Below are 13716 nucleotides of genomic sequence, written 5' to 3'. Positions count from 1 at the left end.
CAATGACCGCTGCGTCGGTAACTGTTCTAGCCGGCCCCACGGCAGTAGGCAAGGGCACCGTCTCTACCTACATCCGCGATAACTATCCAGATGTCTGGCTTTCGGTGTCCGCAACGACCCGCAACGCCCGGCCAGGGGAGCAGGATGGAGTCCACTACTTCTTCGTGGGCCCCGAACGCTTCCAATCCCTGGTCGAGGAAGGCCAGATGCTGGAATGGGCTGTTGTCCATGGCCAGAACAGCTACGGCACGATTCGATCGACGGTTGAAGATGCAGTGGCAGATGGCAAGAAGGTTCTGCTGGAAATCGATCTGCAAGGTGCGCGCCAGGTCAAGGAGTCGATGCCCGAGGCAAAATTCGTCTTCTTGGCACCGCCATCATGGGAGGAATTGGTGCGCCGCCTTGTGGGACGCGGCACTGAAACGGCCGAGGAACAGCAGCGCCGCCTAGAAACCGCTAAACTAGAACTTGCAGCGGAATCTGAATTCGACGTGACCATCGTCAACGACGATGTCGCACGTGCCGCCGAAGAGCTTGTAGCCCTCATGGGGCTAAAGAACGACAAATAGGGAGTCCTGTGTCCAACCCAGAGGGAATCATTAACCCATCGATCGACTCGTTGCTTGAGACCAACGACTCGAAGTACGCCATTGTGCTGAACTCGGCCAAGCGTGCACGCCAGATCAACGCCTACTACGCGCAGCTGAACGAAGGCCTGTTCGAGTACGTAGGCCCACTGGTGGAAACCAAGCTGAACGAGAAGCCGCTGACCATCGCTTTGCGCGAGCTGGACGATAACCTGCTGAAGGTAACCGCAGCCGAGGTCATCGAAGACTAATCGAAAAGTCGGCGCCCCTGAGCGGGCGCCTTCTTTTTCGTTAAGCTCCTTTTTCTCCCGCACCCACCTCATTGCCGCACCAAATCCTCGAGGAAGTACTTCGTGAAGCGAATTGTCCTAGGCGTTTCCGCTGGTATCGCCGCCTACAAGTCCGTACTCCTGCTGCGCTTGCTGCGCGAAGCCGGGCACCACGTCGACGTGATCCCTACCCGGAACGTCACCAACTTCGTGGGCAACGCCACCTGGGAGGCCCTGTCCGGAAATCCGGTCACCTCGAACGTGTTCGACGCGGTGGATTCGGTCAATCACGTGCGCCTGGGCCAGCAGGCCGATCTGGTGATGGTAGTCCCGGCCACCGCGGACGTCTTAGCCAAGGCCGCTGCGGGATTGGCTGACGACCTGCTCACCGGAACCCTGCTGGCCACGCGGGCGCCGGTAGTGATGGCCCCGGCCATGCACACCGAAATGTGGCAGCATCCGGCCACTGCCGCGAATGTGCAGACCCTGCGGGATCGCGGCGTGCGGGTGATCGAACCCGCTTCCGGGCGGCTGACCGGCAAGGACTCGGGACCGGGCCGGCTTCCAGAACCCGATGAAATTTTCGCCGCAATCCAGGACCTGCTCGCCGAACCGGTGCTGGCCGGAGCCAAGGTGCTGATCACCGCCGGCGGCACCCGTGAACCGCTGGACCCGGTGCGCTTCCTGGGTAACCGCTCCTCGGGCCGCCAGGGTGTCGCGCTGGCACAGGCCGCCAGAGATGCCGGTGCCGAGGTCACGCTGATCGCCACCCATCTGGAAGTGCCCGCGCCGCATGGCGTGCGGCTGGTGCACGCCTCCAGCGCACTGGAGCTGCGCGAGGCGGTCTTCGACTGCGCCGAGGGCCAAGACGTGCTGATCATGAATGCCGCGGTCGCCGATTTCCGCCCGGCAAGAATCGAGAACTCGAAGATCAAGAAGCGCGATGAGCATTCGGCTCCGGTCATCGAACTGGTGCGCAACCCGGACATCCTCGCCGAGCTGGTCGCCGCGCGCGGACAGAATCCGCAACTGCCGCCGTTCATTGTCGGTTTTGCCGCCGAGACCGGCGATGAGCAGGGGACCGTGCTGGAGTACGGCCAGGCCAAGCTGAACCGCAAGGGCTGCGAAATGCTCGTGGTCAACGAGGTGGGCGCATCCCTGACCTTCGGGCAGGAAACCAATAGCATCCAGGTTCTTTTCGCCGATGGCGCCGACTCGGTGCAGGCCTCGGGCAGCAAGCTCGAGGTGGCCCGCGTGGTCATCGAACAGATTTCGAATGCAACAAAAAGTCATGCAGATGTAACAAAGTGAGTGGCGCCATACGGTGCTTGTTCACGAAACGTACCAGATCTGCTTACCGGTCCCAGAGACCAGATAGAGTTATACGGTGACTTCAACAACCCCTGAACTTCGTCTTTTCACCTCGGAATCCGTGACCGAGGGCCACCCGGACAAGATTTGCGACCAGATTTCCGACGCGATCCTCGACGCCATGCTGGCGCAGGATCCGGACTCGAAGGTCGCCGTCGAGACCCTGACCACCACCGGGCTGGTGCACGTTGCCGGCGAGGTGACCACCAATGGCTACGTGGAGATCCCGGAGATCGTCCGCAAGACCATCCTGGATATCGGCTACGACTCCTCGGCCAACGGCTTCGACGGTGCGCGCTGCGGCGTGTCCGTGTCGATCGGCCAGCAGTCCCAGGAGATCCACGACGGCGTCTTCAACTCGCTGGAGTCGCGCGAAGGAACGGCCAAGGATCCCCGCGACATGCAGGGTGCCGGCGACCAGGGCCTGATGTTCGGCTATGCCTCGGATGAGACCGACTCGCTGATGCCGACCCCGATTTTCCTGGCGCACCGCCTGTCCGAGCGCCTGACCCAGGTCCGCAAGAACGGCCGCATGCCGCTGCTGCGCCCGGATGGCAAGACCCAGGTCACCATTGGCTACGACGGCGACAAGCCGGTCTCTGTGGACACCGTGGTTGTCTCCAGCCAGCACGCCGCCGAATACGAGCTGGCGACCCTGAAGGCCGACCTGCATGAAGAGGTTGTGACCCCGATCCTGGAGCGTTCGGGCCTGGACATCTCGAACACCAAGATCATCCTGAACCCATCGGGCCCGTTCATCATCGGCGGCCCGGTCGGCGATGCCGGGCTGACCGGCCGCAAGATCATCGTGGACACCTACGGCGGCTTCGCCCGCCACGGCGGAGGCGCCTTCTCGGGCAAGGACCCTTCGAAGGTCGACCGCTCGGCTGCCTACGCGATGCGCTGGGTGGCCAAGAACGTGGTCGCCGCCGGCCTGGCACGCCGTGCCGAGGTCCAGGTGGCCTACGCGATCGGCGTGGCCCGTCCGGTGGGCCTGTATGTGGAGACCTTCGGCACCGAAACCGTTGATCCGGCCAAGATCACCAAGGCCATCAACGAGGTATTCGACCTGCGCCCGCTGGGCATCATCGAAGACCTGGACTTGAAGCGCCCGATCTACCGCAAGACCGCTGCCCACGGCCACTTCGGCCGCGAGGACAATGACTTCACCTGGGAGAAGCTGGACCGCGTCGAGGCCCTGCGCAGCTGGTTCAACGCCTAGGACCTGAGCGTGCAGCAAGACGCCCTCATCTCAGCACCCGAGCCGGCCCGCCTCAAGCGGGTTGCCCGGGTGCTGATTGATTCTTCCGTCCCGCACCTGGACCGCTTCTTCGATTACGAGATTCCTCCCTCGATGGCCCAGGATGCCGTGGCGGGGGTGCGCGTGAAGGTGCCCTTCGGGCCGCAGCTGCTCTCCGGATTCATCGTCGCGGTGCTCGAGGACCACGCCCCAGAGATGAAACTGCGGCCGCTGGCCAAGCTGGTCAGCACCCAGGTGGCGCTGTACCCGGAAATTGTGGCCGCCGCGCAGGAGATCGCGACCCGCTATGCCGGAACCCTGTGGGATGTGGTGCGTCTTGCGGTGCCCGCCCGCGCGGCCAAGGTCGAAAAAGAGGAATTGGCCACCGTCGCGCCGTTGCTGCCCGACGCCCCGAACCAGCTCTCCCGCTACGAGCACGGCGCCCAAGCGCTTGACGCCTGGGGAAGCGGCGAAACCCTGCGCGCCGTTGCCACCTGGGTGCCGAATTTCCACGGTGCCTGGCCAGGTTTCTTGATGGATGCGGCCCGTCCGGTGCTTGAGCGCGGCAAGCGCGTGCTGCTGATCGTGCCCGACGCGCGCGACCTGCGGCTGCTGGGTGGCTATCTCGATGAGCACTTCGGCGCCGAATCCTATGCGCGGCTGCAGGCCGACGACGGGCCGACTCCGCGCTACCGCAACTTCCTGCGTGCCATCGGAGGGCATGTGCAGATCGTCATCGGCACCCGTTCGGCGGCGCTATGCCACGTGCCCGGGCTGGAACTGATGATCGTGTGGCAGGACGCGGACCAATCGCACCGCGAACAGCGCGCACCCTACCAGCACAGCCGCGAGGTGGCGTTGCTGCGCAGCCAGCAGGCAGGCATCTCCCTGCTGATCGCATCGCCATCGCGCTCGGTCGAAGCCCAGCGCCTGGTGGCGACCGGCTGGGCCACCGAACTGAAGGTTCCCCGCGACCTGTTGCGTGCGCAAACCGCCCGCATTGTGGCCACCACAAACGATTTCGAGCTCGAGCGCGACCCGGTGCTCGCCCGGGCGCGCATCCCTTCGCTGGCCTGGCGGGAAGCTACCAAGGCCCTGGAATCCGGCCCGGTGCTGGTGCAAGTGGCGCGCACCGGGTTCATGCCGGCGCTGGCCTGCCAGGACTGCCGGACCCCGGCGCGCTGCACTGCCTGCCAAGGCCCGCTGCACATCGCCGGCAAAGGCTCGCATGTGGCTTGCCGCTGGTGCGGCGAGCAGTACCACGACTACCGGTGCGTGCACTGCGCCTCACCGAGGATCCGGGCCGCCAGCATCGGCGCCGACCGCACCGCCGAAGAACTCGGGCTGGCCTTCCCCAAGGTCAGCGTTATTTCTTCCACCGGAGCAAAACCCGTGGACAAGATTCCCGGCAAACCGGCGCTGGTGGTCGCTACGCCAGGGGTCGAACCATTTGCCGAATCCGGCTACGCCGCGGTTCTGCTGCTCGATGCCGACAAGATGATGGCCCACGATTCGCTGCGCAACCCCGAAGAAGTCATCTCCCGCTGGTTCACCGCTGCTTCCATGGCGCGTGCCGACGGGGTAGTGGTGCTCACCGGCAATCCGAGCCCCGCCGGGGCCGCGCTGGTGCGCTATGACCCGGCGAGCTTTGCCGAACGCGAATTGGCCGAGCGCCGCGAGGTGGGGTTGCCTCCGGCAGTGCGCAGCGCAGTGATTTCGGGCCTGGGCGCCGAACGGCTGGTCGCGAACCTGGATCCGCAGACCCGGCAGTGCGTGCAAATCCACGGCCCGACGGTGATAGACGGGCCCCCGGCCCAGCACCGCTACGTGCTCTTCTTCTCCTACTCCGACGGGCCGGCGGTGACCATGGCCCTGCGCCAGCTGCGCGCGAGCATGTCCGCGGCCAAGGACCCGGTCGTGAATATCGCTATCGACCCGGACGACGCGCTCTAGGAGCCCGCCGCGGGATCCTCGGCCTGGCCGGTTGCCAGCAGCTGCAGGAAGCCATCGATGGCGGCGGCGGTTTCGGGAGCCTTCTCGTAGTGGATCAGATGCCCGACGTTCTCGAGCATGACCAGTTGGGCGTTGGCGAAGCTGGCCCGCAGCGCCTCCTGCGTCTGCGCGGTGCCCAGTTCGTCTTGCAGGCCGCCGACCATCAGCGTCGGCAAGCCGAGCGCAGGGGAGTAGTCCCCGACCGTTGCGCTGACCGAGGCGCGGTACGACTGGGCCAAGGTGGCCCGCGAGTGGAAGCCGCCGAAGTAGGCGCGGTGCTGCTCGCGCACGTAGCGGCGGATTTCCGGGTCCCTGCTCTTGGTCATCACCAGGCTCATGGCATCGCTGAACAGCTTGGAACGCAGCAGCGGTTCGCCGATGCGGGCCGGAAGCTTGGCGCACACCTCGTAGTAGCCGCTGGTGAGCTTGGCCAGCAGCGCCTGGTCGGACTCCAACGCCGGCTCGGAGATCGGGTTGAGCAATACCAGCGAGGCAAAGCCGCGGACGGTGGCCAGCTTGGCGGCCACGATCGAGCCGAAGGAATGCCCCAGCAGGTGCACGGAGGATTCCAGTTGCAGCTCTTCGGCCAGCTGATTGAGCACCGCAGCGTACCCCTCGACGTCATGGGGCAGATCCGCCATCGAGGTCGAAGTGCCAAAGCCGGGAAGATCGGGAACGATCACCGTGTAGTGCTCCAGGTGCGAGACGATGCGCGCCAGCCCGTGGTGGTCTCCGCGGAAACCATGCACGGCGTAGATCACCCCGCGGGAGGGCTGCTGGGCCGGGTGGGTGTAGACCCGGATTTCTGCACCGTTCAAATGATGGGTGGTCACTAGCTGCTGTCGTGGGGCCATGGCTTTAACCCTACCCGTCCAGCAGCGCCAGGGCGGTGCCCTCGTCGATCACCAGATCGGTGATCAGCCCGCCTTTGAGCGCACCACGCACGGCCTGGAGCTTGCCGCGGCCGGCGACCACGCAGAAACGGGTCGGCACCTTGCGAAGGGCATCGAGGTTCGGGCCGGTGGAGCGGGCATTAAGCGAAATGTTCGAGCTGTTCCCGTCCTTGTCGAAGAACACCGTGGCCACGTCGCCGACCACGCCGATCTCGTTGAGCTCTTGGGTTTCCGCCTTGGTCAGGTAGCCGCCGCGGTAGACCTGCGAAGCCACGGCGGAGCCGGCCGAGCCCAGGGAGAATACCGCGAGACTCATCTCCTTCTGCACCTGCAGTACCCGGCGGATCGATGTTTCCTCCCACATTGCGTCGCGGGTGGAGGCCCGGTCGAAGAAGGCCGGGACCGGGAACTGCTCGGTGCGGGCGGTGAAGGCTTGGCCGAAACGCGTGAGGATGTCGCTGGCATAGCGCACGCCGCTGGTCACCGGATTAGCCGCTCCATTGAGCTGCACGATCTTCGTGTCATGGGTCGGGTGGGAGCCCAGCGCCGTGGACACCGACTGCATGGTCGATCCCCAGGCAACACCCACCGTCATCGAGGAGGAAACCATGCCGCCGAGCAGGTAGGCCGCGTGCGCAGAGACCCGGGCCAGCAGCTCGGAGTCATCCATGTTGCCATCGGTGGGTACGACGTTGAAGCTGATCCCGTAGTGCTCGGAGAGCTGGTTTCCCAGCAGCGCCGACATGTTGGCGCTGGGGGAGATGCTGATCGAAACCATGCCGGTGCGCTTGGCGTGGGTGAGCAACCGGGAGACCGTGGACCGCGAGGTGCCCAGCTCCTTGGCGATCACTTCCATCTTCATATCCTGAAGGTAATACAGCTGGGCGGCGCGCAGCGCATCCTTCGCCTTGGGGGTGCTGTGCACAGATGTGCCAGTCGTTGCCCGCTTGTAGGTGCCCCCGGACGAGGATTTCATCATGATTCAGACCACTTCTGCACGTTTGTGCATTTTGTTTGACCGCTTTGCCGTTCAGTAACAAGACTAGCTTCAGACTCATTCAATATTTACATAAGGGGCACAAATCGTGATTCGGGAACAGCTAGCCAAACTGCGCGAACGTCCGCAGGCGCAGGTTCTGGTTGTTGGCGGTGGCATCAACGGCGTAGCGACCTTCCGCTACCTGGCCATGCAGGGGATTGATGTAGCCCTGATCGAGCGCGGCGATTACTGCCAGGGCGCTTCGGGTGCCAGCTCGCACATGATCCATGGCGGAATCCGCTATCTGGAGAACGGCGAGTTCCGCCTGGTTCACGAGTCGGTGCAGGAGCGCAACTCGCTGCTGGAGATCGCTCCGCACTACGTGAAGCCGCTGCAGACCACCATTCCCATCTTCTCCACCTTCTCCGGCATCCTCAGCGCACCGATGCGCTTCCTGTCCCACAAGTCGGGCAAGCCAACCGAACGCGGGGCGGCGTTGATCAAGGCCGGGTTGATCATGTACGACGTGTTCGCAGGGATCGGCGGACGCAACACCCCTTGGCATAACTTCAAGGCCGGCAAGGCTGCCCGCCAGGATCTGCCAGCACTGCGCGATGACGTCAAGTACACCGCCACCTATTTCGACGCCTCGGTGCACAACCCCGAGCGGCTGACCCTGGATGTGCTGCGTGAAGGCCTGAACGCCAACGACGAGGCCCGCGCCAGCAACTACGTTGAGCTGGCCGGCGTCGACGGCGGCACCGCGAAGCTGCGCGATATGCTCTCCGGCGAAGAATTCGACTTCGACGCCGATGTCATCATCAACGCCACCGGCGCGTGGGTGGATCTGACCAACAAGGACCTGGGCCGCGATACCAAGTGGACCGGCGGCACCAAGGGTTCGCACATCGTGCTGGATCACCCGGAACTGCTCGCCGCTACCGGAGGCCGCGAAATCTTCTTCGAGCATGAAGACGGCCGAATCGTGCTCATCTACCCGATGCTCGGCCGCGTGCTGGTCGGCACCACCGACCTCGAGCACGACATGAACGAGCCAGCGGTATGCACCGACCAGGAAGTCGACTACTTCTTCGAGCTGGTCCACCATGTCTTCCCGGGCATCAAGGCCACCAGGGAACAGATCGTCTACAAGTTCTCCGGCGTGCGCCCCCTGCCCAGCCATGACGACACCGCGCCAGGCTTCGTATCCCGCGATTACCAGATCAAGGAAACCCGCCTGACCGACGCGACCACCATGCTCTCGCTGATCGGCGGCAAGTGGACCACCTTCCGCGCACTGAGCGAGAACCTCGGCGGAAAGGCCCTGGAATTCCTCGGCGCCCGTGAAGTGAAGTCCACCGCCGGCGTAGCCATCGGTGGCGGAAAGAACTTCCCGGCCAACGAGGGCGAACTCGCCGCTTGGTATGCCGCGCGCGAGTCCAAGGCCGGCCGCGAACGCTTGCGCGTGCTGCTCGAACGCTACGGCACCGGAGCCGATGCCCTGCTGGAAATCATCGGCGGCAACGAAACCATGCTAGAGCACACCAACGAGCTGTCCTGCCAGGAGTTGGCCTACATGGCGAACCAAGAGCAGGTGGGCCGGTTGATCGATGTCTTCATCCGCCGCACCAACCTGGCCTTCCGCGGCCTGGTCACGAAGGATTTGGTAATCGAGGCAGCTAATTGCCTTGCAGAGCCGATGGGTTGGGACCAGTCCCAGACCCAAGCCGAGATCGACCATTCGCTCTCGGTACTCGCAGAAGCCCACGGAGTCACCCTGGTCTAACCTGCATCCAGGCCGGCGGCAAGGCGCCGCTGGCACTCGAAACCACTAAGAGGTCAACGTTGTCCACTCACGTGTTTCTCGCCGAATTAGCCGGCACTTTCATTCTCCTGCTGATGGGCGGCGGCGTCTGCGCGAACGTCGCCCTGAAAGGCACTCTCGGCAGCGCCGCGGGCTGGGTAGCCATCAGCTTCGGCTGGGGCCTGGGCGTCTATTGCGGCGTCTGGATAGCTGGGATCTCCGGAGCCCACCTGAACCCGGCAGTCACCCTGGGCCTGCTGGTCAACCCGGACGTTGCCGAGTACGCCCCCGGCGTCGCCAAGACCATGGCCAATACGCTGCTCTACTTCGCGGCGCAGTTCATTGGCGCCTTCCTGGGTGCCGTGGGCACCTGGCTGTCCTACAAGAAGCACCTGGATGATCCGCAGAACGCGGGCACGCAGCTGGGCGTCTTCGCCACCGGACCGGCCATCCGCTCCTACGGCTGGAACCTGGTCTCGGAAATCTTCGGCACCTTCGTCCTGGTGTTCGTGATCGCCGGACTGGGGCACACTCCTCACGAGCTTGGCCCGCTGGCTGTCGGCCTGCTGGTTGTTGCCATCGGCCTGTCCCTGGGTGGAGCCACCGGCTACGCCATCAACCCGTTCCGCGACCTCGGTCCACGAATTGCCCACGCCATCCTGCCGATCAAGGGCAAGGGCTCCTCCGACTGGTCCTACTCGTGGGTTCCGTTGGCTGGTCCAGCCATCGGCGGTATCCTTGGCGGACTTGCCGCCGCGCCAATGTTCTAGAAAGAGAGCAGTGAATCATGAGTGAAAAATTCGTCATCGCCATTGACCAAGGCACGACCAGCTCCCGCGCAATTGTCTTCACGCACGCCGGTGAGGTGCATTCGGTAGGCCAGAAGGAACACGAGCAGATCTTCCCGGCTGCCGGATGGGTCGAGCACGATCCAGCCGAAATCTGGAGCAACGTGCGCGAAGTGATTGGCCAGGCCCTGTCCAAGGCCAACCTGACCCGCCACGACATCGAGGTCGTCGGCATCACCAACCAGCGTGAAACCGCGGTGGTGTGGGATAAGAACACCGGCGAAGCCGTCTACAACGCGATCGTCTGGCAGGACACCCGTACCCAGGACATCGTCGACGAACTGGCAGCCGATGGCGGCCTGGAACGCTACAAGCAGACCGTTGGCCTGCCCCTGGCGACCTACTTCTCCGGCACCAAGATCAAGTGGATCCTGGACAATGTCGAAGGTGCCCGGGAGCGTGCCGAAGCAGGCGACCTGCTCTTCGGCACCACCGACAGCTGGGTGCTGTGGAACCTGACCGGCGGCGTGGACGGCGGCGTGCACGTCACCGACGTGACCAACGCATCACGTACCCTGTTCATGGACCTCAAGACCCTGGACTGGGACGAGAAGATCCTGGCTGACTTCGGCGTGCCGCGCTCGATGATGCCGCAGATCCGCTCTTCTTCGGAGGTCTACGGCTCCGTGCACACCAACCAGCTGCTGCGCGAGGTGCCCGTTGCAGGCATCCTGGGCGACCAGCAGGCGGCGACCTTCGGCCAGGCGGCCTTCACCGCAGGTACCGCGAAGAACACCTACGGCACCGGTTGCTTCCTGATCTTCAACACCGGCACAGAGATCGTGAATTCGACCAACGGCCTGCTGACCACCATGGCCTACAAGCTGGGCGAGAACGCACCGGTGTACGCCTTGGAAGGTTCCATTGCCGTGGCCGGGTCGCTGATCCAGTGGCTGCGCGACAATATCGGCATGATCGCTACCGCTCCGGAGATCGAGGAACTGGCAGCCAAGGTGGAGGACAACGGCGGCGTGTACATCGTTCCGGCCTTCTCCGGGTTGTTCGCACCATATTGGCGCTCGGATGCCCGTGGCGCGATCGTGGGCTTGACCCGCTATGCGAACAAGAACCACATCGCCCGTGCGGCCCTGGAGTCCACCGCATTCCAGACTCGCGAAGTCCTGGATGCGGTCAACGCCGACGCAGAGGTTCCGCTCACCGAACTGAAGGTCGACGGCGGCATGGTGGCCAACGAAGCCCTGATGCAGTTCCAGGCTGACATCCTCGGCGTGCCAGTGGTTCGCCCGAAGGTCACCGAGACCACCGCACTGGGTGCAGCCTACGCTGCTGGCCTGGCCGTTGGCTTCTGGAAGGACCTGGGCGAACTGGAAGACAATTGGGCCGAGGACAAGCGCTGGGAGCCAACCATGGATGAGGCTACGCGTGAGCGCAGCTTGCGCCTGTGGAAAAAGGCTGTCACCCGCACCTTCGACTGGGTCGACGAAGATACCAAGGCCTAAGCGCAACCGTGGCTTGGCCGGTTCCGAGCCGGCCGCAACCGGCAACGCCCGAATCACCCGGATGGGTGGTTCGGGCGTTGCCGGTTTAACCCGCGGGGCAGCTCAATCGCCTCAATCGCCCGATGCGGCCTCAATGGTGTCCTCCTGGCCTGGACGCGCGGTTTCCTGCGCGGCGGGTCTGCGGCGCGCGGGGGACTCGCCGGCTTGCCGGGCGTCCCAATAGGTATTGCGGCGGGGCTTTTGCTCCGGATCGACATGTGCAGGCATGACCACGTGCGGCAGCCCATCGACATCGACGACCTCGAGCTGTCCGGCATGGCGCTTGTGGTGATCGGACGTGCACATTCCCGCCCCGGACCAGACACTGGTTTCGCCGCCTTCGGACCAGGGCTTCTGGTAGTGGTCGGTTTCGACATGATCCGGCGGCGCGGTGCAGTCGGGCACGATGCAGCCGCGATCCCGGGCCATGATCGCTTCGCGGATCCGGCCTTTGTGGTAGCGCATCTTGCGCCCCATATCCAGCACTTGGCTGTTGCCGCCGAGGACCATCGGGATGATGTTCGCCCTGGCGAGCAGCTGCCGGAGTTCTCCGGGCGGGATGTCGATGCCATTTGCGGTCATGCCGTGCGCGTCCGCCAGGTTCTGCAGATCCGCGAGCCACAGGTAGACCACGAACTTCGGGATGACGACTTTTCGATCGCCGCCAGCAAATGGTGCGCGCAACAGCGCCATGAACGCGTTGAGCCGGCGACGATGCACATCGGGCTGCCCGGCGGGGGAGTCCTGCAGGTGCGGCTCGTCTTGCGCCCCGTCTTGCGGTTCGCCTTGGGCCTCTGCCTGCTTTGCGGTGCGGCCGCCGTCCGGGTTCTGGCCATCGTGAGCTTCTGGTTCCTCTTCGGCCCACGGCGGCATGGGCTGATCGCTGCGCAGCCACGACGGCGGCTCGGGTGCGGCTCCACTTCCGTTGCCAGCGTTCTGGCCTGCCGTGGACTCCTGGTCCGCTTGGGAGTCCTGGCCCTCTCGCGGGCCGCCGCTGGCGCTGGATCCCGAACCTGCCGGGCGCTGCTGCTGGGGATCGCGATCGGCCCGGCCGGCCTTGGTTCGTGGGTTGCCGGCCTGCGTGAGTACCGAATGAACCAGTTGCGCGTCGGTGGCATCGGTGCGCAGCGAGAAGAAATGCACGCCGTTTTTCACCGGGCCGATGAACATGCCGAGCTTGGGAGGCAGCTCCTTGCCGTGCAGTTCTTTGTAGGTCCTGATTGAGGTGCTGATCTGCTTCTGCGCGGCGGCGGGGCCCAGCTCCCGCAGGGAGTGGGCCGCGGCTTGGTCCAGGCTGCGGCCATCGGTGCCATGGGCCAGCAACGGCACGGGCACGCCGTCAAAGATGGTGTCCTGCGGTTCGAGCCGTTCAAGGCGCCGCGCGGCGGAAGCGATGGCCCGGCGGTTGGCAGCGCCCTGCCCGTAGAGTTCGGCCAGATGCTCGAAACGCGGCGCGCAGATGCCGCCATCGGGGGTGCGCCGGCCAATGAGCAGGTGCGCGTCGGCAATGCGCCGTTGGGCTTCGAAGTAGCTGATGCCCAGCCATGCGGCCAGCAGCTGGGCGGTGTCCTTGTAGCAGCAGCGCCCCGGGGCAAGGTCCGGTTCCCCGGCAAAGAGCCCGTCGGTGATGGCGTCGGGGTCATCCGCAGGCAAACGCAGGGCCGCGTAGCTGTCCAGTGCCAGCGCCCGGGCGCCGGTGGCCTCGGCATGCAGTGCGCCGGCGTGTTGCTCGCAATGGACTTGCTGGGCGAACCTTTCGGTGAGCTGCAGATGCGCCAGGACCAGGCGCGGGTCGCTCGCATCGCGCACCAGCTTGCCCAGCGCGGCATACAGGGCCAGGCACAGGTAGCCAAGGCGCAGCACCATGGCACCGGACAAGGCCGGTCCGAGGTGCATCGGGGCCTGGCATGCGGTGCGCAATGCGGCGATCAGGGCTGGCGCGTTCATGGCTCCATGATCGGGCGCTGGAAGCTCCTGCCCCTGCGGGCAGCTGCGGGATGTGGATAACTGCGGTGGCGCCGCGTTTGCCGCTGTGTGCAATCTTGCGCTTCATCGATGCGCGCGTGGGCAGGGGATATGCGATAGAATCGCGATATGAATCCGAAGCGCAACCTAGCCTGAGCACGGCCCGTTGGCCGTACCCCCGAGTGGAAATTTGGGGGCTTTTGTTGTGTCTGGAACCAAGAATAAGTTTTTCCTATCGGAAATTTTCCGCAAAGCGTGTGAGAAGAGCA

General features: G+C 64.6%; 11 protein-coding genes. 8 read left to right on the top strand and 3 right to left on the bottom strand.

The window, feature by feature from the left end; all coding sequences use genetic code 11:
• The first annotated feature begins 2 nt into the window (after positions 1-2).
• From gmk to ACFVHU_RS01530, 5 genes are all read left to right on the top strand, one after another.
• Positions 3-569 (top strand): guanylate kinase, encoded by a 567-nt coding sequence (gmk, locus tag ACFVHU_RS01550; RefSeq protein WP_105658309.1) that lies wholly within the window; start codon positions 3-5, stop codon positions 567-569.
• An 8-nt stretch (positions 570-577) separates the two neighbouring features.
• The gene (gene rpoZ / locus ACFVHU_RS01545; protein ID WP_286134300.1) at positions 578-838 is read left to right on the top strand and encodes a DNA-directed RNA polymerase subunit omega; all 261 of its coding nucleotides are present in this window, start codon (positions 578-580) and stop codon (positions 836-838) included.
• Between the two features lie 102 nt (positions 839-940).
• Positions 941-2167: a bifunctional phosphopantothenoylcysteine decarboxylase/phosphopantothenate--cysteine ligase CoaBC gene (coaBC, locus tag ACFVHU_RS01540; RefSeq protein ID WP_388022086.1), complete on the top strand. Its 1227-nt coding sequence runs from the start codon at positions 941-943 to the stop codon at positions 2165-2167.
• 76 nt (positions 2168-2243) lie between these two features.
• Positions 2244-3449 carry a methionine adenosyltransferase gene (gene metK, locus ACFVHU_RS01535; protein WP_105658312.1) on the top strand — a complete coding sequence of 402 codons (1206 nt, stop codon included), beginning with the start codon at positions 2244-2246 and terminating at the stop codon, positions 3447-3449.
• A 9-nt stretch (positions 3450-3458) separates the two neighbouring features.
• Positions 3459-5420: a primosomal protein PriA gene (locus tag ACFVHU_RS01530; RefSeq protein ID WP_388022084.1), complete on the top strand. Its 1962-nt coding sequence runs from the start codon at positions 3459-3461 to the stop codon at positions 5418-5420.
• Here the strand turns inward: ACFVHU_RS01530 and ACFVHU_RS01525 are convergent.
• Together ACFVHU_RS01525 and ACFVHU_RS01520 are read right to left on the bottom strand one after the other, a co-directional pair.
• Positions 5417-6313: an alpha/beta fold hydrolase gene (locus ACFVHU_RS01525; RefSeq protein ID WP_388022082.1), complete on the bottom strand. Its 897-nt coding sequence runs from the start codon at positions 6311-6313 to the stop codon at positions 5417-5419. The genes ACFVHU_RS01530 and ACFVHU_RS01525 overlap by 4 nt on opposite strands.
• A 10-nt stretch (positions 6314-6323) precedes the next feature.
• Entirely contained in the window at positions 6324-7331 is a 1008-nt protein-coding gene (locus tag ACFVHU_RS01520; RefSeq protein WP_332486174.1) for a sugar-binding domain-containing protein, read from the bottom strand.
• A gap of 106 nt (positions 7332-7437) precedes the next feature.
• Here ACFVHU_RS01520 and ACFVHU_RS01515 point away from each other — a divergent pair, with 106 nt between their 5' ends.
• From ACFVHU_RS01515 to glpK, 3 genes are read left to right on the top strand one after another with little or no spacing between them, the layout of a single operon-like run.
• Complete coding sequence (locus tag ACFVHU_RS01515; protein ID WP_388022079.1) at positions 7438-9117, top strand: FAD-dependent oxidoreductase; 1680 nt, start codon at positions 7438-7440, stop codon at positions 9115-9117.
• A gap of 59 nt (positions 9118-9176) precedes the next feature.
• Entirely contained in the window at positions 9177-9905 is a 729-nt protein-coding gene (locus tag ACFVHU_RS01510; protein ID WP_105658317.1) for an MIP/aquaporin family protein, read from the top strand.
• Positions 9906-9922: 17 nt separating this feature from the next.
• Complete coding sequence (glpK, locus tag ACFVHU_RS01505; RefSeq protein ID WP_105658318.1) at positions 9923-11443, top strand: glycerol kinase GlpK; 1521 nt, start codon at positions 9923-9925, stop codon at positions 11441-11443.
• A gap of 111 nt (positions 11444-11554) precedes the next feature.
• On the opposite strand, the gene ACFVHU_RS01500 is transcribed toward glpK, so the two are convergent.
• Positions 11555-13429: a hypothetical protein gene (locus ACFVHU_RS01500; protein ID WP_388022076.1), complete on the bottom strand. Its 1875-nt coding sequence runs from the start codon at positions 13427-13429 to the stop codon at positions 11555-11557.
• Positions 13430-13716 lie beyond the last annotated feature (287 nt).

The organism is Glutamicibacter sp. NPDC127525 (genome assembly GCF_042672105.1).
Classification (GTDB): Bacteria; Actinomycetota; Actinomycetes; order Actinomycetales; family Micrococcaceae; genus Glutamicibacter.
The sequence above is the reverse complement of the archived record's forward strand: the minus strand, read 5'-3'. Positions and strand labels throughout refer to the sequence as shown.

Coding starts and splice junctions, on each gene's coding strand:
- ACFVHU_RS01500 (WP_388022076.1), bottom strand. CDS start 13,429: ATGAACGCGCCAGCCCTGATCGCCGCATTGCGCACCGCATGCCAGGCC.
- gmk (WP_105658309.1), top strand. CDS start 3: ATGACCGCTGCGTCGGTAACTGTTCTAGCCGGCCCCACGGCAGTAGGC.
- ACFVHU_RS01525 (WP_388022082.1), bottom strand. CDS start 6,313: ATGGCCCCACGACAGCAGCTAGTGACCACCCATCATTTGAACGGTGCA.
- glpK (WP_105658318.1), top strand. CDS start 9,923: ATGAGTGAAAAATTCGTCATCGCCATTGACCAAGGCACGACCAGCTCC.
- ACFVHU_RS01520 (WP_332486174.1), bottom strand. CDS start 7,331: ATGATGAAATCCTCGTCCGGGGGCACCTACAAGCGGGCAACGACTGGC.